This is a genomic window from Micromonospora sp. CA-269861 (genome assembly GCF_050948505.1).
Classification (GTDB): Bacteria; Actinomycetota; Actinomycetes; order Mycobacteriales; family Micromonosporaceae; genus Micromonospora.
Map to the genome: position 1 here is coordinate 1095812 of NZ_CP192014.1, position 17522 is coordinate 1113333.

General features: G+C 71.3%; 16 protein-coding genes. 15 read left to right on the top strand and 1 reads right to left on the bottom strand.

Annotated elements, in window-relative coordinates:
- Positions 1-98 precede the first annotated feature (98 nt).
- From ACQP0U_RS05005 to ahcY, 9 genes are all read left to right on the top strand, one after another.
- A complete protein-coding gene (locus ACQP0U_RS05005; RefSeq protein WP_433316172.1) occupies positions 99-347 on the top strand; it encodes a hypothetical protein in 249 nt (82 codons plus the stop codon).
- Positions 348-538: 191 nt separating this feature from the next.
- Positions 539-1204, top strand: a complete 666-nt coding sequence (locus tag ACQP0U_RS05010; RefSeq protein ID WP_433316174.1) for an endonuclease V — start codon at positions 539-541, stop codon at positions 1202-1204.
- Between the two features lie 140 nt (positions 1205-1344).
- On the top strand, positions 1345-2409 hold the full coding sequence (locus tag ACQP0U_RS05015) for a hypothetical protein (RefSeq protein WP_433316176.1): 1065 nt from the start codon (positions 1345-1347) through the stop codon (positions 2407-2409).
- Positions 2410-2479: 70 nt separating this feature from the next.
- On the top strand, positions 2480-3865 hold the full coding sequence (locus tag ACQP0U_RS05020) for a phosphomannomutase/phosphoglucomutase (RefSeq protein WP_433316178.1): 1386 nt from the start codon (positions 2480-2482) through the stop codon (positions 3863-3865).
- Positions 3866-3926: 61 nt separating this feature from the next.
- Positions 3927-4112 carry a Trm112 family protein gene (locus tag ACQP0U_RS05025; RefSeq protein ID WP_091394023.1) on the top strand — a complete coding sequence of 62 codons (186 nt, stop codon included), beginning with the start codon at positions 3927-3929 and terminating at the stop codon, positions 4110-4112.
- Positions 4109-5305 (top strand): SIS domain-containing protein, encoded by a 1197-nt coding sequence (locus ACQP0U_RS05030; protein WP_366610435.1) that lies wholly within the window; start codon positions 4109-4111, stop codon positions 5303-5305. The genes ACQP0U_RS05025 and ACQP0U_RS05030 overlap by 4 nt, the downstream gene beginning before the upstream one ends.
- Before the next feature lie 67 nt (positions 5306-5372).
- Positions 5373-6380 carry a cation diffusion facilitator family transporter gene (locus tag ACQP0U_RS05035; RefSeq protein WP_433316180.1) on the top strand — a complete coding sequence of 336 codons (1008 nt, stop codon included), beginning with the start codon at positions 5373-5375 and terminating at the stop codon, positions 6378-6380.
- A 3-nt stretch (positions 6381-6383) separates the two neighbouring features.
- The gene (gene manA / locus ACQP0U_RS05040) at positions 6384-7547 is read left to right on the top strand and encodes a mannose-6-phosphate isomerase, class I (protein ID WP_433316182.1); all 1164 of its coding nucleotides are present in this window, start codon (positions 6384-6386) and stop codon (positions 7545-7547) included.
- Between the two features lie 279 nt (positions 7548-7826).
- The gene (ahcY, locus tag ACQP0U_RS05045; RefSeq protein ID WP_433316184.1) at positions 7827-9326 is read left to right on the top strand and encodes an adenosylhomocysteinase; all 1500 of its coding nucleotides are present in this window, start codon (positions 7827-7829) and stop codon (positions 9324-9326) included.
- A 102-nt stretch (positions 9327-9428) separates the two neighbouring features.
- On the opposite strand, the gene ACQP0U_RS05050 is transcribed toward ahcY, so the two are convergent.
- On the bottom strand, positions 9429-9575 hold the full coding sequence (locus tag ACQP0U_RS05050) for a hypothetical protein (RefSeq protein WP_433316186.1): 147 nt from the start codon (positions 9573-9575) through the stop codon (positions 9429-9431).
- A gap of 171 nt (positions 9576-9746) precedes the next feature.
- On the opposite strand from ACQP0U_RS05050, the gene efeU reads away from it, so the two are divergent.
- From efeU to ACQP0U_RS05080, 6 genes are all read left to right on the top strand, one after another.
- Entirely contained in the window at positions 9747-10652 is a 906-nt protein-coding gene (gene efeU, locus ACQP0U_RS05055; protein WP_433316187.1) for an iron uptake transporter permease EfeU, read from the top strand.
- A 22-nt stretch (positions 10653-10674) separates the two neighbouring features.
- Complete coding sequence (efeO, locus tag ACQP0U_RS05060) at positions 10675-11808, top strand: iron uptake system protein EfeO (protein ID WP_433316189.1); 1134 nt, start codon at positions 10675-10677, stop codon at positions 11806-11808.
- Positions 11809-11833: 25 nt separating this feature from the next.
- Positions 11834-13111 carry an iron uptake transporter deferrochelatase/peroxidase subunit gene (gene efeB, locus ACQP0U_RS05065; protein WP_433316191.1) on the top strand — a complete coding sequence of 426 codons (1278 nt, stop codon included), beginning with the start codon at positions 11834-11836 and terminating at the stop codon, positions 13109-13111.
- A 140-nt stretch (positions 13112-13251) separates the two neighbouring features.
- Positions 13252-13941 carry an MtrAB system response regulator MtrA gene (mtrA, locus tag ACQP0U_RS05070; RefSeq protein ID WP_030331519.1) on the top strand — a complete coding sequence of 230 codons (690 nt, stop codon included), beginning with the start codon at positions 13252-13254 and terminating at the stop codon, positions 13939-13941.
- Positions 13942-13953: 12 nt separating this feature from the next.
- Positions 13954-15711, top strand: coding sequence for an MtrAB system histidine kinase MtrB (gene mtrB / locus ACQP0U_RS05075; RefSeq protein WP_433316193.1), 1758 nt, complete (start codon positions 13954-13956; stop codon positions 15709-15711).
- Complete coding sequence (locus ACQP0U_RS05080) at positions 15708-17522, top strand: LpqB family beta-propeller domain-containing protein (protein WP_433316195.1); 1815 nt, start codon at positions 15708-15710, stop codon at positions 17520-17522. The genes mtrB and ACQP0U_RS05080 overlap by 4 nt, the downstream gene beginning before the upstream one ends.

The window sequence follows — 17522 nt, forward strand, 5'->3', positions numbered from 1 at the left end:
GATTCGCGACGAGTTGGGCTTGCCTGACCTGTGGGTCGCCCTGTCGTGAGCGGCGATCGGCGGGGCGTAGCTCTGGCGGGGCCGAATAAGATCGACGCATGGCGAGATCCGGTACGCAGAGCGACAAGTCCTATCTCTGGGCCTGGCCCGTTGGCATCCTGATCGGCTTGGCGATCGGCATTCCGGTGTTCGGGGCGAAGGGTGGCGTCGCGTTCGGTGTGGCCCTCGGCATTGCCTTCGTGTTCGGCCTGGGTGCGATCCGGGGTCGGGCCGACGGCGACCCTGCCCAGGGTGGCCCGGACGGCGGGGCCGCCGGGGATGGCGCCGACGTCCCGGGCCGAGGGTGATCGACTCCGGTTTCTTGAAATCGGGGCATCTGGGTCCGAGGGATAGCCCGACTTCCGTGAAGCCGAGTCGATCATGGCGGGCCGCGCGCACCGCGGGGATAGCGCGCACCCCAGGGACAGCGCGCACCGCAGGGACACGGGGGACCACGGGGCCGGGCAGTGTTGCTGAGGCGATCGCCGTACAGGAGGAGTTGCGGCCGCTGGTGGACCTGGTCGGGCCGGGGCCGAGCGCGCCCGCGACGGTGGCCGGCCTGGACGTCGCGTACGCCGAGGGTGGTGACCTTCTGGCGGCGGCCGTGACGGTCCTGGATGCCCGGACGTTGGCCGTGGTGGACTCCGCGGTCGATGTGGGGCGACCCGCGTTCGACTACGTGCCGGGGCTGTTCGCCTTCCGTGAGTTGCCCGCGTTGCTCGCCGCGCTCGACCGCCTGACCACCATCCCGGACCTCCTGGTCTGCGACGGGCACGGGCTGGCGCATCCGCGCCGGTTCGGGCTCGCGTGCCATCTCGGGGTGGTCACCGGGTTGCCCGCGATCGGGGTGGGGAAGACGCCACTTGTCGGGTCGTGGGATCCGCCGTCGGTCGAGCGGGGTTCCTGGTCGTCGTTGCGTGACGGTGGTGACGTCGTCGGTCGGGTGCTGCGGACCCGGGACGGGGTGAAGCCGGTCTTCGTCAGCGTCGGCCATCGGATGAGCCTGGAGAACGCCACCGCGCAGGTGCTCGCGTTGACGCCGCGCTACCGCCTGCCGGAGACCACCCGAACCGCCGACCGACTGTGCCGCGACGCCCTCGCGGAGGCGGAGCAGGCCGGCCGGTTGGCGGAGCAGGCCGACGGATCGGCCGAATCGGCAGGCTGATCGGCTGGTCAGCCCGGCGACCAGCAGGGGCGGTAAACCGTAACGCCGCACACATCCGGGCCGCTCTATAACCGATGGGGTGGGTGGGCCGGTAGTAGCCTGACCCGCGGACCCCACCCGGGGAGAACGGTGAGGTGATCATGACAGTGCGTCGACGCGTGGCACGGCTCGCGGCGGTCTGCGGTCTTGCGGGCGGCCTGGTGATGCTCGGTGCGTCGCCGGCGCTGGCCGATCAGGACTCGGTCCGGGTGGGCGCGGCCAGCAGCTTCGCCGCCGGTGGTTCCGCTCAGGGGGTCAACGTCGCTGTGCGCAAGCGCACCGACGGGTGCGTCCTGCTGCGTACCGCGCTGGGTTTCCGCCTGGAGGGTCTCCAGCCGAACCAGGTGGCGGTCGAGGTCAACGCGGGTGGGCGCTGGTTCCCGGTGGCCGTCACCGGCGGTGCCGGCAGCGTGGCGACCGCGCAGACGTCGCCCCTGAAGCCGACCCTGTGCAAGGGCAAGGGCATCACCGTGCGCTACCGGGTGGCGTTCGCCGCCGGCGCCCCGGGTGGGCGCCTCGTCGTCACTGGCGCCGGGGTCAGCGCCGCCGGCCAGGAGTTGGGTCGGGGCACCGACGCGGCGCGGCTGACCGGCGCGCGGGTCACTCCGTCGCCGACTCCGTCGGCGTCGAAGAAGCCGACGCCCACCCCGAGCCCGACCGAGGTCGCGACCGTCGACGAGGCGGTGAACCCGGCGGCGCAGGGCGGCGTGTCAGGCGCGCCGACCACCACGCCGACCGCCGCCGAATCGTCCGGAGGCGGATCGCCGGTGATGTTCTTCGGCATCGTGCTGGTGGCGGTCGGACTGCTGCTCATCGTGCTGTTGATCCGTCGCTCGCGGCAGGACCGGAAGCCGTCCGACGACGGGCCCGGCACCCTGCCGGGCAACCCCGGCGGCACCACCTACCGCGCCGGGGGTGGGTTGCCGGCCGCGCCCGGTCGCCCCGGTCAGGTGTACGGCCAGCAGCCGCCGGCCGCCGGTTGGGGTGCGGTGCCGTCTCCGCGTCCGGCAGCCGGTGGGGTCTACGGCACCCGGCCAGAGCCCTCCGCCCCGGCACCGGAGGCGACGCAGCCGATGCCGGGTCGGCCCGACGGTCGGCAGTTGCCCGGCGACCCGCCGACCGACGAGGGCGGCCACACCGTGTTCATTCCCCGGCTCCCCGGCTGAGCGGAGTACGGGCCGGCCGCTCCGTTAGGCTCAGGATCGGTGTCTAACCTGCGGCCAAGGAGTGGAACACGTGTCTGATCTGTCCCAGATTGTGAAGGCGTACGACGTCCGCGGGACGGTGCCGGACCAGTGGGACGAACGGGTCGCCGAGGCACTGGGAGCCGCCTTCACCCAACTGCTCAACTCCACCGACGAGCCGGGCGACGCGGTCGTCGTCGGGTACGACATGCGGGCCACCTCGCCCGGCCTGGCCGCCGCCTTCGCCGCCGGCGTACGCGCCGAGGGGCGCTCGGTGATCGAGATCGGCCTCGCCTCCACCGACCTGCTCTACTACGCGTCCGGCTCGCTCGACCTGCCCGGCGCGATGTTCACCGCCAGCCACAACCCCGCGCAGTACAACGGCATCAAGATGTGCCGCTCCGGCGCCCGCCCGATCGGCCAGGAGAGCGGTCTGGCCGAGATCCGGGAGCGGGCCCAGGCCCTCCTGGACTCGGGCGACGCCCGTCCCGCCGGCGCGCCGACCCGGCCCGCCGAGCGGCGTGACCTGCTCCCTGACTACGCCGGCTACCTGCGCAAGCTGGTCGACCTCTCGGGCATCCGGCCGTTGAAGGTGGTCGTCGACGCCGGTAACGGCATGGGTGGCTTCACCGTTCCGACCGTGCTGGGCGACGCGGCCCTGTCAGCGCTGCCGCTGGAGATCGTTCCGCTCTACTTCGAACTGGACGGCAGCTTCCCCAACCACGAGGCCAACCCACTGGACCCGGCGAACCTGGTCGACCTTCAGCGCGCGGTGGTCGAGCACGGGGCCGACATCGGGTTGGCCTTCGACGGTGATGCCGACAGGTGCTTCGTGGTGGACGAGCGCGGCGAGCCGGTCTCACCGTCGGCGATCACCGCACTCGTCGCCGCCCGTGAGCTGGCCAAGCACCCGGGTTCGACGGTGATCCACGGCCTGATCACCTCCAACGCGGTCGCGGAGATCATCCGGGAGCACGGTGGGAAGCCCGTCGTCGCAAGGGTCGGGCACTCCTTCATCAAGGCGGAGATGGCCCGTACCAACGCCGTCTTCGGCGGCGAGCACTCCGCGCACTACTACTTCCGGGACTTCTGGTTCGCCGACACCGGGATGCTCGCGGCGATGCACACGTTGGCCGCGCTGGGCGAGCAGTCGCTCCCGCTGTCCGTGTTCGCCGGTGAGTACGAGCGCTACATCGCCTCCGGCGAGATCAACTCGACGGTGGTCGACCAGGCCGCGGCGGTGGCCGAGGTGCGCGCCGCGTACCCCGACGCGGTGGCCGACGAGATGGACGGGCTCACCCTGCGTTTCCCCGATGGCGCCTGGTTCAACCTGCGCGCCTCCAACACGGAGCCGCTGCTGCGGCTCAACGTCGAGGCGGCCACCCAGGATCGGATGGTCTCGCTCCGGGACGACGTGCTCGACCGCGTTCGCCGATAAGATCGCCTGCGCCGGTCGGCACCGCCGTCGGTCAAGCCGCACACGTGGAAGGAGCCGTGCCATGGCCCTGGATCCGCAGTTGCTCGAGATCCTTGCCTGTCCGGACACGCACCACGCCCCGCTCACCTATGACGCCGAGGCGCAGACGTTGACCTGCACGGAGTGCGGCCGGATCTTCGAGGTCCGCGACGACGTGCCGGTGCTGCTGCTCGACGAGGCGCGCGGCGGCCCCGGGCAGTCCTCATGATCGACGGTACGGCCGGGGTCAGCGGGCGTCGCGACGCCGACGAGGCCCTGCTCGACAACCCGCAGGCGTTGGCCGAGGCCGACCCGGGCGGCATGCTCCGGCACACGGCGTCGGCAGGTGCGCAGGTGCGGGAGAGCGCCGCACTGGCGGCCGAGGCGAACCTGGCGGTGCTCGCCGACGACGGGCGGCCCCGAGCCGTCGTGATCGCCGGCATCGGCACGGCGGGGCGTACCGGGGACGTGCTGGCCACTGTCGCCGGGCCGCGCTGCCCGGTCCCGATCATCGGGCACCGCTCCGCTGGCGTACCCGGTTGGGTGGGCGCGGCCGACGTGGTGATCGCGGTGAGCGCGTCCGGACGCAGCCCGGAGGCGCTCGGCGCGGCCGAGGCCGCCCACCGGCGCGGTGCCCGGCTCGTCGCCGTGGGTGCCCCGGACTCGCGGTTGCAGTCGATCGCCGAGCAGGCGCGGGCGCCGTTCATCCCGGTGCCCCGGCGTGCCCCGGCCCGGGCCAGCCTCTGGGCGCTCACCGTGCCGGTCCTGCTCGCCGCCCGTTCCCTGGGGCTCGTGAAGGTCAACGAGGCGGACCTGGCGGAGACCGCCGCCCGGCTCGACGCGGACGCCGACCGCTGCCGGTCCGCGGCCGAGTCCTTCGTCAACCCGGCGAAGTCACTGGCGCTGGGTCTGGCCGGCTCGATCCCGATCGTCTGGGGCTCGTCCCCGCTGGCCACGGTGGCCGCCCGCCGGTTCGGCGACACCCTGTCGGCCAACGCCCGCTACCCGGTGGTCACCGGAGCGCTGGGTGAGGCCGGGCGGGGTCGCGTCGGGCTGCTCGACGGCGTCTTCGGCGGCCTGGCCGAGGGGGAGCGGGACATCTTCGCCGACCCGGCCGAGGACGACGGCGAGGGCACCCGGCTGCGGCTGGTGCTGCTGCGCGACGGTGGGCTCAACGCCGAGGACGACACCGACGAGCCGCTCGCCGTCGAGGAGCGCCGTGCGGACGCGGTGCAGACCCTCGCGGAGCGCCGTGGCGTGCGGTGCGACGTGGTGACCGCCGAGGGCGGGTCCGCCCTGGAGCGGCTGGCGTCGCTGATCGCCGTTCCGGATTTCGCCTCGATCTACCTTGCGCTGGCCCACGGGCTGGACCCGATGGCCGTTCCGGCCATCACCGAAATGAAGGAGCTGTCGAACCAGTGAACCAACGTAGGGGGCGGCGCGCCATGCGCGGACCGGGCGGCTTCGTGCGGCGAAGCGGAGCGGTGGCATGAGCGCCAACGGTGGGACGAAGGCGATCGTCGCCGCCCTGCTGGCCAACGTCGGCATCGCCGTCACCAAGTTCGTTGCGTTCCTGCTCTCCGGATCGTCGTCGATGCTGGCCGAGGCGGTGCACTCGGTCGCCGACTCCGGCAACCAGGGGCTCCTGCTGCTCGGCGGCAAGCGGGCGAAGCGCGCTGCCACCCCGGAACACCCGTTCGGGTACGGCCGGGAGCGCTACATCTACGCGTTCATCGTCTCCATCGTGCTGTTCAGCATCGGCGGCCTGTTCGCGCTGTACGAGGCGTACCACAAGTGGCAGCACAAGGGCGGCATCGAGTCCTGGCACTGGCTGCCGGTGGTCGTGCTGGTGGCGGCGATCATCATGGAGTCGTTCTCCTTCCGGACGGCCATCAAGGAGTCCAACCACGTCCGGGGCAACCAGTCCTGGGTGCGCTTCATCCGTCGGGCCAAGGCGCCGGAGCTGCCGGTGGTGCTGCTGGAGGACTTCGGCGCGCTTGTCGGTCTGGTGTTCGCCCTGTTCGGCGTCACCATGACGCTGTTCACCGGCAACGGCGAGTGGGACGCCGCCGGCACCGCGATGATCGGCATCCTGCTTGTCGTCATCGCCGTCGTGCTGGCCATCGAGACGAAGAGCCTGCTGCTCGGTGAGGGCGCCGAGGCGTCCGAGCTGGCCGCCATCGAGCGGGCCGTCACCGATGGGCCCGAGGTGGAGCGGATCATCCACATGAAGACGCTCTACCTGGGCCCGGAAGAGCTGATGGTGGCCGCGAAGATCGCCGTTCCGGAGTGGGAGAGCGCCCACGACCTGGCGCGCGGCATCAACGCGGTGGAGGCGCGGATCCGCGCCGCGGTGCCGATCGCCCGGGTGATCTATCTGGAGCCGGACGTCTACAGCGCCGCCGCCGCCGAGGCCGGCACCGGTGCCGCCGCCGACACCGCCGTGCCGCAGCCGCAGGACGGGTCGGGCGAGGCGGCCGGGCGGCCCGGGGGCTGACGGGTGGAGCCACTGTACGGTCCGATCCGGGACTACGCCTGGGGTTCCCGCTCGGCCCTCGCCCTCCTCCAGGGACGGCCGGTGCCCAGCGCGGGCCCGGAGGCGGAGCTGTGGTTGGGGGCCCACCCGGGCGCCCCGGCCCACGTCGATCGCGCCGGTCTGCGGGTCAGCCTCTGTGACCTGGTGCGGGACGAACCAGGGCAGTGGCTCGGCCAGCGGGTGTCCGAGCGGTTCGGCAGTCGGCTGCCGTTCCTGCTCAAGGTGCTCGCGGCCGACGCTCCGCTGAGCCTGCAGGCCCATCCCGACGCCGAGCAGGCGCGGGCCGGCTACGCGGCGGAGGCGGGGCGTCCCGAGGGGCAGCGCAACTACTCCGACCCGCACCACAAGCCGGAGTTGCTTGTCGCGCTCACCCCGTTCGAGGCGCTGTGCGGGTTCCGGGATCCGGCGGAGTCGGCCGAGGCGCTCGCCGCGTTCGGCGTACCGGCGTTGACGCCGGTGGTCGCCGCGTTGCGGGCCGGGCCGGCGGGGCTGCGGACGGCGGTGCGGACGCTGCTCGGCTGGCCGGTCGCCAACCGTCACGACCTGCTGGCCTCCGTGGTGGCGGCGTCTGCCGACGGCCCGGACGCGGAGCTGGCCCGCCGGCTGGCGACGGCGTACCCGGGGGATCCGGGTGCGCTCGTCGCGCTGCTGTTGCACCACGTGCGCCTGGTGGCGGGGGAGGCGATCTGGATGCCCGCCGGCAACCTGCACGCCTACCTGAGCGGCTGCGGAGTGGAGATCATGGCGGCCAGCGACAACGTGCTGCGCGGCGGCCTGACCCCGAAGCGGGTGGACGTCGACGAGTTGTTGCGGGTGCTGCGCTTCGAGGTGCTCGACGATCCGGTGCGGGCCGCGCAGCCGGTCGGTCCGGGCGTTGACTGGTGGCCCGTGCCGGTTGACGATTTCGCGCTGCACCGGGTGCGGGTCGACGCGGCCGTGCCGTCGGTGACGCTGTCGGTGCCCGGCCCCCGGGTGGTGCTCTGCGCTGGCGGCTCGATCACCGTGGACGACGGTGCCGGCGCGTTGACGCTGGCGTCCGGCGAGGCGGCGATCGGTACGGCGTCCGGAGGGCCGCTGCGGATCGACGGCGCAGGTCTGGCGTACGTGGCGACGTCCGGGCTGCGCTGACCTCCGCACCGGAGAACGACACAAGTCCGACTTTCCCGGAATAGCTTGACGCCATCCTGCCCGAGTGTGACTCTATGAGTACGCAGCGTTATCGCGACGACGGTCCGAGAACGTGCGGGGGAACCAAACCGGGGGGATGCACGGGGCGGGCGGGACGTGGGCGGGAAGGTCCGTCCATCACCGACCGCCCCGTGCGCTGTCCGCGGACCGTGCCTGATGCCCGTCGCCGACGCGCGTAAGGTGGAGGGTCGGCGTAGACATCGTTCGACAGGAGCTTTCATGACCAGCACCCTCCCGGCGTCCGCTAGCGGCACGCCGTCCGAGGCCCGGCCGAGCACGCTCGCCGACGGCGACTTCAAGGTGGCGGATCTGTCCCTCGCCGAGTTCGGGCGTAAAGAGATCCAACTCGCCGAGCACGAGATGCCCGGCCTGATGGCGATCCGTCGGGAGTTCGCCGAGGCGCAGCCGCTCGCCGGCGCGCGGATCACCGGCTCGCTGCACATGACCATCCAGACCGCCGTCCTGATCGAGACGCTGGTCGCGCTCGGCGCGCAGGTGCGCTGGGCGTCGTGCAACATCTTCTCCACCCAGGACCACGCCGCCGCGGCGATCGTCGTCGGCCCGAACGGCACCCCCGAGGCTCCGGCCGGGGTTCCGGTGTACGCGTGGAAGGGCGAGACCCTGCCGGAGTACTGGTGGTGCACCGAGCAGGTGCTCGCCTGGCCGGACGGGCAGGGCCCCAACATGATCCTCGACGACGGCGGCGACGCCACCCTGCTCGTGCACAAGGGCACCGAGTTCGAGCAGGCCGGTGCGGTCCCGCCGGTCGAGTCCGCCGACTCCGAGGAGTACGCGGTCATCCTCGAGCTGCTGCACCGCTCGCTCGGCGAGGACGGCCAGCGCTGGACCCGGATCTCCGCCGGCATCAAGGGCGTGACCGAGGAGACCACCACCGGCGTGCACCGGCTCTACGAGATGCACCGGGCGGGCACCCTGCTCTTCCCGGCCATCAACGTCAACGACTCGGTGACCAAGAGCAAGTTCGACAACAAGTACGGCTGCCGGCACTCGCTCATCGACGGCATCAACCGCGCCACCGACGTGCTGATCGGCGGCAAGATGGCGGTCGTCATGGGCTACGGCGACGTGGGCAAGGGCTGCGCCGAGTCGCTGCGCGGCCAGGGCGCCCGGGTCGTGGTGACCGAGGTGGACCCGATCTGCGCGTTGCAGGCCGCGATGGACGGCTACCAGGTCGCCACCCTGGACGACGTTGTCGAGCAGGCCGACATCTTCATCACCGCCACCGGCTGCTTCGACGTCATCACCAACGAGCACATGGCCCGGATGAAGCACCAGGCCATCGTCGGCAACATCGGCCACTTCGACAACGAGATCGACATGGCCGGGCTGGCCAAGCGTTCCGACGTCGAGCGGGTCAACATCAAGCCGCAGGTCGACCTGTGGCGCTTCGCCGACGGGCACGCCATCATCGTGCTCTCCGAGGGCCGCCTGCTGAACCTGGGCAACGCGACCGGGCACCCGAGCTTCGTCATGTCGAACTCGTTCGCCAACCAGACGATCGCCCAGATCGAGCTCTTCACCAAGACCGAGGAGTACCCGATCGGCGTCTACGTGCTGCCCAAGCACCTGGACGAGAAGGTGGCCCGGCTGCACCTCGGCGCGCTCGGCGCCAAGCTGAGCACGCTGACCAAGGAGCAGGCCGCGTACCTCGGCGTCTCCACGGAGGGTCCGTTCAAGCCGGATCACTACCGCTACTGATCGACATCTCCGGACCGGGTCGGCTGTTCGCAGCCGGCCCGGTTCGTCGTCCCCGCACCACCCCGACCTCCTGAGGAAGTGCAAGATCGCGGGGGCGGGCGGTCAGTTGCGGCGGGTGGGGCGGAACCAGGTCCAGACGCACCAGACCAGCCAGCCGACCGAGACGACGGTGGCCAGCGTCCGCAGGCGTAGCGCGCTGAGCAGCAGCACCACGGCCAGCACCGTCAACCACGGCAGGAATCCCCTCACGGCGGGGATCCTGCCACAGCCGGCCGGTGACCTGCCGGCTGCCGGGTAGGCGTCCGGCCTCGTCCCGCGCTTAGTGAACTTGTCGTGGACGACTTGACGGCGGCCCTGAGCAGGAGGAAGGTGAGCCTGCCCTAAGCCAGCCAAGGCGTGCCTAACCTACTCGGAGCCCGGATGTTCGCCACCTACCTGATCGGTCTGCGGGAAGGGCTGGAAGCCACCCTGGTCGTCAGTATCCTGGTCGCCTTTTTGGTGAAGTCGCAGCGCCGGGACCGACTGCCGCAGGTCTGGATGGGCGTCGGCCTGGCCGTGGCGCTCTCGGTGCTCTTCGGCTGGCTGATCGAGTACACGACGACCTCGCTGCTGTCCCGCTCCGAGGATCGGGAGTTGTTCGAGGCGATCACGTCGGTCGCCGCCGTGGTCTTCGTGACCTGGATGATCTTCTGGATGCGCCGGGCCGCCCGGACCATCGCCGGCGAGCTGCGGGGCAAACTCACCGAGGCGCTGGCCGTCGGGTCCCTCGCGGTCGCCGGCATGGCGTTCCTCGCGGTGATCCGCGAGGGCCTGGAGACCGCGTTGATCTTCTACTCGGCGGCCCAGGGCGCGGCCGGCGACAGCGGGCCGCTGCTCGCGTTGATCGGCGGCATCGTCACCGCCGTGGTCCTCGGCGTGCTGCTCTACGCCAGCGCGCTGCGAATCAACCTCAGCAAGTTCTTCACCTGGACCGGCGCGCTGCTGATCCTGGTCGCCGCCGGCATCCTCAAGTACGGCGTGCACGACTTCCAGGAGGCCGGCGTCCTGCCTGGCCTGAACGACCTGGCCTTCGACATCACCAGCGCGCTCGACCCGAGCACCTGGTACGCGGCACTGCTCGCCGGCATGTTCAACGTGACTCCCGCGCCCACCGTGCTGGAGACCATCGCCTGGGTCGCGTACGCCGTGCCCGTTCTCCTGCTCTTCCTGCGACCGGCCCGGCGTAAGCCGGCACCCACCGCGACCACCACCACCGTCACCGAGCGCGGGGCCGACACCGGCGCCGAGGCCGAGGCCGAGGCGGCGTCCACGCCGCAGCGTGCCTGACCCACGAGGAGAGACAGCTCAGATGCGTACCACCCAGTTCTTCGCGCTGGCCGCCGCCGGCGTGCTGGCGACGGCCGGTCTGGCCGCCTGCTCCGACGCCGACAAGGGTGACCAGGCCTCGGCCGGCGGCCCGATCGTGGTCAAGGCCAGCGACACCGCCTGTGAGGTCGGCTCGACCGACCTGGGCGCCGGCACCGCCACCTTCAAGATCACCAACTCCGGCGCGAAGGTGACCGAGTTCTACGTGTACGCCGACGGCGACCGCGTGATGGGCGAGGTGGAGAACATCGCCCCCGGGTTGAGCCGCGAGCTGCACGTGGAGTTGCCGGCCGGCACGTACCAGACGGCCTGCAAGCCGGGGATGAGTGGCAAGGGCATCCGGGGCGCGCTCAAGGTCAGCGGGTCGGCGCAGCCGCTCACCGCCGACGCCGCCCTGGGTGACGCCACCGACAACTACCAGCGCTACGTCAAGAGCCAGACCACCGCGCTGTTGGACAAGACCGAGGAGTTCGTCGGCGCGGTCAAGGCCGGCGATGTCGCGAAGTCCAAGGCGCTCTACCCGGTCGCCCGCACCTACTGGGAGCGGATCGAGCCGGTCGCCGAGATCTTCGGCGACCTCGACCCCAAGATCGACGGCCGCGAGGAGGTCATCGAGGAGGGGATGGAGTTCACCGGCTTCCACCGGATCGAGAAGGACCTCTGGCAGTCCGGCGACATCAGCAAGGACGGCCCGATCGCCGACCGCCTGCTCGTCGACGTCAAGGAGATCGTGGCCAAGGCGAACGCTGAGAAGCTCTCCCCGCTCCAGCTCGCGAACGGTGCCAAGGAACTGCTCGACGAGGTCGCCAGCGGCAAGATCACCGGCGAGGAGGACCGCTACTCGCACACCGACCTGTGGGACTTCGCCGCCAACCTCGAAGGTTCCAAGGCTGCCGTGTCCGCCCTGCGCCCCGCGCTGCAGCAGCGCTCGCCGGAGCTGGTCACGCAGTTGGACGCCGAGTTCACGAACGTCGAGGGGCTGCTCGGCAAGCACCGCGACGGCGACGGGTGGAAGCTGCACACCGCGCTGAGCAAGGCCGAACTCAAGGAGCTCTCCGACGGAATCAACGCGCTCGCCGAGCCGATCAGCAAGGTCGCCGCGGCCGTCGCCAAGTGACCAACTGGCAGAGAGAGTCGAATCGATGAGCGGGAGCAGGTTGACCCGGCGCCGGGCGATCACCCTGGCCGGCGCCGGGGTGGCCGGGGTCGCCGGAGTGGCGGCCGGCGCGGGGGCGTTGCTGAACGGCTCCCATGGCCCGGCCGCGGCGAGCGACCATCCGGCCGGGGCGGTGCCGTTCCACGGTGAGCACCAGTCCGGCATCGTCACCCCGGCGCAGGACCGGCTGCACTTCGTGGCCTTCGACGTGATCACCAAGGACCGGGCCCGGCTTGTCGGACTGCTCGAGGAGTGGTCGGCCGCCGCCGCCCGGATGACCGCGGGGCGCGACGCCGGGGTGCTGGGCGCGGTCGGCGGGATGCCGGAGGCCCCACCGGACGACACCGGTGAGGCGCTCGGCCTGCCTCCGTCGCAGCTCACCCTCACCATCGGCTTCGGGCCGACGTTGTTCCGCGACGCCGACGGGCGGGACCGCTTCGGCCTTGCCGACCGTCGGCCCGCCGCCCTTGCCGAGCTGCCGAAGTTTCCCGGCGACGCGTTGCAGCCGCAGCTCTCCGGCGGCGACCTCTGCGTGCAGGCCTGCGCCAACGATCCGCAGGTGGCGGTGCACGCGATCCGCAACCTGGCCCGGCTCGGCATGGGCGTGGTGAGCGTCCGCTGGTCGCAGCTCGGCTTCGGCCGCACCTCGTCGACCTCCCGGGACCAGGCCACCGCGCGCAACCTCTTCGGGTTCAAGGACGGCACGGCCAACCTCAAGGCCGAGGACACCGACCTGCTGCGTGACCAGTTGTGGGTGCAGCCGGGCGACGGGCCGGACTGGATGGCCGGAGGCTCGTACCTGGTCACCCGCAAGATCCGGATGCTCGTGGAGACCTGGGACCGGACCTCCCTCGCCGAGCAGGAGGAGATCGTCGGTCGTACCAAGGGCAGCGGCGCGCCCCTCGGTCGGAGCGACGAGTTCGACGAGCCCGACTTCGCCGCGCGTGGCGCGGACGGGAAGCCGGTGATCGCCGAGCACGCCCATGTCGCGCTGGCCCACCCGAGCCGGAACAGCGGTGCCCGGCTGCTGCGCCGGGGTTACAACTTCGTCGACGGCTCGGACGGCCTCGGCCGGCTCGACGCGGGCCTCTTCTTCATCGCCTACCAGCGTGATCCACGCCGCCAGTTCGTGCCGGTCCAGACCCAGTTGGCCCGGCACGACGTGATGAACGAGTACCTGCGACACGTCTCCAGCGGGGTGTTCGCCTGCCCGCCCGGGGTACGCGACGGCGGGGACCACTGGGGGCGTGGGCTGTTCGGCTGACAGTCGTCCGGATGGCGACAGCCGGATCGCCCCAGCCTGCGGTGGCGCCGGACGGCGCCGAAGGGGGATCATGGTGCCAGCGAAGCGTTACCGGCGGACGCCGGTCCCACCGAACTGAATGAGGATGCAATATTAATCCCATGAGAGCCCGCGTACTGGTGGTCGACGATGACCCCGCGCTCGCCGAGATGCTCGGCATCGTGCTGCGCAGTGAGGGTTTCCTGCCCTCTTTTGTGGCGGACGGCGAGCGGGCGTTGGCCGCTTTTCGCGACAGTCGTCCCGATATCGTGCTGCTTGACCTCATGCTCCCTGGTATGAGCGGTATCGACGTCGCCCGGTCGATCCGGGCGGAGTCCGGCGTGCCCATCGTCATGCTTACCGCCAAGAGCGACACCGTGGACGTCGTGCTCGGCCTGGAGTCCGGCGCCGACGACTACGTGGTCAAGCCCTTCAAGCCCAAGGAGCTGGTGGCCCGGATGCGGGCCCGACTGCGCCGGGGCGAGGACGTGGCCCCCGAGATGCTCACCATCGGGCCGCCCGACAACCAGATCACCATCGACGTGCCGGCGCACACCGTGAGCCGCAACGACGAGGAGGTGAAGCTGACTCCGCTGGAGTTCGACCTCCTGGTCGCGCTCGCCCGCAAGCCACGTCAGGTCTTCACCCGCGAGGTGCTGCTCGAGCAGGTCTGGGGCTACCGGCACGCGGCCGACACCCGTCTGGTCAACGTGCACGTCCAGCGGTTGCGGGCCAAGATCGAGCCGGACCCGGAGCGCCCGGAAATCATCCTCACCGTGCGGGGCGTGGGCTACAAGGCAGGGACCGGATAGCCTGGTCGCACTGTGTCGACCTCGCCGCCCCCACCCTCCCCGAGTACGGCTGCCCGCCGGCCCAGCGCCGGCGGGGAGCTCTGGCGTGCGGTGAGCGGCCGGGCCGCCCGGGTGGTGGGTCGGGCGCACCAGACCTGGCGACGCTCGCTCCAGGTCCGAGTCGTGACCATCACACTTGTCGCGTCCAGCCTGCTGGTCGGCGGGTTCGCGTTCCTGATCGCTGACAAGATCACCACCATCCTGCTCGACAGCGCCCGCAGCGACGTCCGGCAGCGGGTGACAAGTGGTGCCAGCTACGCGGCCAAGCAGGTCTCCTTCTACGGGCAGCCGCAGGAAGCGCAGCTCCAGGAGACCATCGACGGCACCGTCAACTACCTGGCCGGCGGCGACCCCCAGCAGACCAGCGGGGTGGTGGTGGCGATCACCGCCGACGACTACCCGAACGACATCCAGACGCGCACCTCGCCGTCCGCGAACGTCCAGTCGCTGATCAGCCCCGAGCTGCGGGCCGCGATCGCCGACGGCAAGGTGGCCAGCCAGATCCGCACCGGGCGACTCACCGGCGAGACCACCAAATACCTGGTCTACGGCTCGCCGGTGCCGACCCGCTTCGGCCAGATCGAGCTCTATTACCTGGTGCCGCTGGGCCGGCAGGATGTCACCGCCGCCGACGCCCGAGCCACAGTGGTGGCGACCGGGGTCGCCCTGGTGATCCTGCTCGGGTTGCTCGCGGCGCTTGTCACCCGGCTGGTGGTCAACCCGGTCCGGGTCGCCGCACGGACCGCCCAGCGGCTCTCGGCGGGCCTCCTCGACCAGCGGATGGTGGTCAACGGCGAGGACGACCTGGCCCTGCTCGCCGCGTCGTTCAACCAGATGGCCACCAACCTGCAACGGCAGATCCTGCGCCTGGAAGAGATGTCCCGTTTGCAACGCCGCTTCACCTCGGACGTCTCCCACGAGCTGCGTACCCCGCTGACGACGGTCCGGATGGCCGCTGACCTGATCTTCGCCGAGCGCGACGAGTTCGACCCGGCGGTCGCCCGCAGCGCCGAGCTGCTCCAGGCCGAGCTGGATCGGTTCGAGGAGCTGCTCACCGACCTGCTGGAGATCAGTCGGTTCGACGCCGGCTTCGCCATGCTGGATTCCGAGCCGACCGACCTGGTGCCGGTGGTGCACCGGGTGGTCGACCGGCTGGCCAACCTGGCCGAACGGGTCGGCGTACCCATCGAACTCGACCTGCCGGGCACGCCGGTGATCGCCGAGGTCGACCCGCGCCGGGTCGAGCGGGTGTTGCGCAACCTGGTCGGCAACGCCGTCGAGCACGGTGAGGCCCGCCCGGTGCTGATCACCCTCGGCATCGACGAGACCGCCGTGGCGATCACCGTTCGCGACCGCGGGGTGGGGCTGAAGGTTGGCGAGGAAAAGTTGGTGTTCAACAGGTTCTGGCGGGCCGACCCGTCCCGGGCTCGACAGACCGGGGGCACCGGGCTGGGCCTGTCGATCAGCCTGGAGGACGCTCGGCTGCACGGCGGCTGGCTGGAGGCGTGGGGTGCTCCCGGGCAGGGCGCGCAGTTCCGGCTCACCCTGCCGGCCCGTGCTGGCGATCGGCTGACCACCTCGCCGCTGCGACTGGTGCCGGCTGACGCCGCGCTGCCGTTCGGCGGCCCTCGCGACGGCGGCCCACTGGCCATCGGTCCCGGCACCGGCGGGGCACTGGCGATCGGCCCGGCCCCGGCCGGGGACGGGCAGCGGACGGAGGTGCGCTCGTGAGACGGCCAACTCTGCTCGGGGCCCTCGGCGTGGTGGTGCTGCTGGGTGCCGGCTGTGGCATCCCGGCGGCGTCCGACGTGCGGGTGGATGGCAAGGGCGGTGCCGCGACCGAGGCGGGTGTGATCAGCCGGGGTAGTGAGCCGCCGACGCGGACGGCCAGCGGCAGCGTCAACGAGGCGTTCGTCCGCAACTTCCTGTCCGCTGCCGCCGGTGAGCCGGATCGGGCGTATGAGCGGGTGAAGGCGTTCATCGCCCCGGAGGACAAGATCCGCCTGCAGGACAAGAAGGGCAGCGAGGTCGCGCTGAACGTGGTCCGGCTGCGCGAGGAGGTCTACACCCTCAACAGCGACTCGACCACGACCGTGAAGATCGCCGTGCAGCAGATCGGTGTGCTGCGGGCCGACGGCACCCTGGCTCCGCCGGTGGCGACCGAGACGGAGTACGAGTTCGGTCTGCGCAGCGCGTCGTTCAACGGCGGCGTCAACGATGATCGGGCTGGCCTCTACATCATCAACCCGCCCAACGTGCTGCTGCTCAGCGACACCGCCCTCCGACAGTATTACCAGGACGAGACGATCTACTTCTGGAGTTCGGACCGCAGCCGCCTGGTGCCCGACCAGCGCTACCGGCCGCAGGCGGTGCCGGTCGAGCGGCGGGTCAACGAGGTGGTGAAATGGCTGGTCGGTGGCCCCTCCGACTGGCTGCGCCCCGGTGTCGTCGGGCTGCCGGACCGCACCGAGATGATCAACAACGCCACCGGCGGGAACGGCCGGTGGGAGGTCAACCTGGACATGTCCGGTGACGACAGGAACGGGATCGACCAGTTGATCACGCAGATCGCCTGGTCGTTGGGCGACCTGCCCGGTCAACTGGAGTTGAAGATCCGCAACAACGCGCAACCCGTCGTGGACCTGGGCGAGCGTCGAGGCACCCGGCCGCTCTACCCGTATGTCGCCAGCCCGCAGCGGTTCGGCGTGTACGACGGGAGGATCCACCCACTCGACTTCGAGGGCGAGCCGAGCGGCGCGGTTCCGTTGGCACCCGAGGTCAACCGCAACGTCGTCTCCGCCAGCCTCGGGCTGGCCAAGGACCGGCGGATCCTCGCCGCGATGGCGGTCACCGGTAGCAGCAAGAACCGGTACCGACTCGCCGTGGGCACGGGTGCCGACCCGATCTCCGTGCTCAGCCGCAGCGGCACCGAGTACTCCTCGATCAGCCGGCCGGTCTGGCTGCGTACTGTCGACTCCCGCCCCGCCCGGGGCCTGGTGGTGGCCGACGGGCAGCTCTACCGGTTCGACGAGGCGGCCCGGATGTATCCGGTGCCGCTCAACCTCCCCTCCGCCGGGGTCACCGCTGTGGCCGCCGCGCTGGACGGCCAGCGGGTCGCGCTGATCGCCGGCGGCCGTCTCTACGTCGCCGCTGTCAACCTCGACGGCGGCGGGGTCTCCATCGGTCCGCCCCGAGAGTTGGTCAGCTCGCTGACCAACCCCACGGCGGTCGACTGGGGCAGGGAGGACCAGCTGGTGGTGGCGGGGTCCGTCGGCCAGCCGGCGATCTACGAGATCAGTGTCGACGGCGCCCTGGAGACGCCGCTGCGGACCGACCTCGGCGCCAAGGTCAACCACCTGACCGCGTACCCGACCAACCGCAGCGTGCGGGTGCCCAGCGGTGCCTACATGTACGAGGCGAACGGGGTGGCGTACCGCAGCAGCCCGTTCGAACGGATCGAGCCCGCCCAGGTACGCGACATCGCCCCAGTGCCGGCCGGCGTGCGGCCGAGCAACCCGTCGGCGCCGTTCTTCATCTACTGA

Excerpts from the sequence above, each read along its gene's own strand:
- ACQP0U_RS05005 (WP_433316172.1), top strand. The coding sequence starts at position 99 with ATGGCGAGATCCGGTACGCAGAGCGACAAGTCCTATCTCTGGGCCTGG.
- efeO (WP_433316189.1), top strand. The coding sequence starts at position 10,675 with ATGCGTACCACCCAGTTCTTCGCGCTGGCCGCCGCCGGCGTGCTGGCG.
- ACQP0U_RS05030 (WP_366610435.1), top strand. The coding sequence starts at position 4,109 with ATGATCGACGGTACGGCCGGGGTCAGCGGGCGTCGCGACGCCGACGAG.
- ahcY (WP_433316184.1), top strand. The coding sequence starts at position 7,827 with ATGACCAGCACCCTCCCGGCGTCCGCTAGCGGCACGCCGTCCGAGGCC.
- ACQP0U_RS05015 (WP_433316176.1), top strand. The coding sequence starts at position 1,345 with ATGACAGTGCGTCGACGCGTGGCACGGCTCGCGGCGGTCTGCGGTCTT.
- mtrA (WP_030331519.1), top strand. The coding sequence starts at position 13,252 with ATGAGAGCCCGCGTACTGGTGGTCGACGATGACCCCGCGCTCGCCGAG.
- efeU (WP_433316187.1), top strand. The coding sequence starts at position 9,747 with ATGTTCGCCACCTACCTGATCGGTCTGCGGGAAGGGCTGGAAGCCACC.
- ACQP0U_RS05035 (WP_433316180.1), top strand. The coding sequence starts at position 5,373 with ATGAGCGCCAACGGTGGGACGAAGGCGATCGTCGCCGCCCTGCTGGCC.
- efeB (WP_433316191.1), top strand. The coding sequence starts at position 11,834 with ATGAGCGGGAGCAGGTTGACCCGGCGCCGGGCGATCACCCTGGCCGGC.
- ACQP0U_RS05025 (WP_091394023.1), top strand. The coding sequence starts at position 3,927 with ATGGCCCTGGATCCGCAGTTGCTCGAGATCCTTGCCTGTCCGGACACG.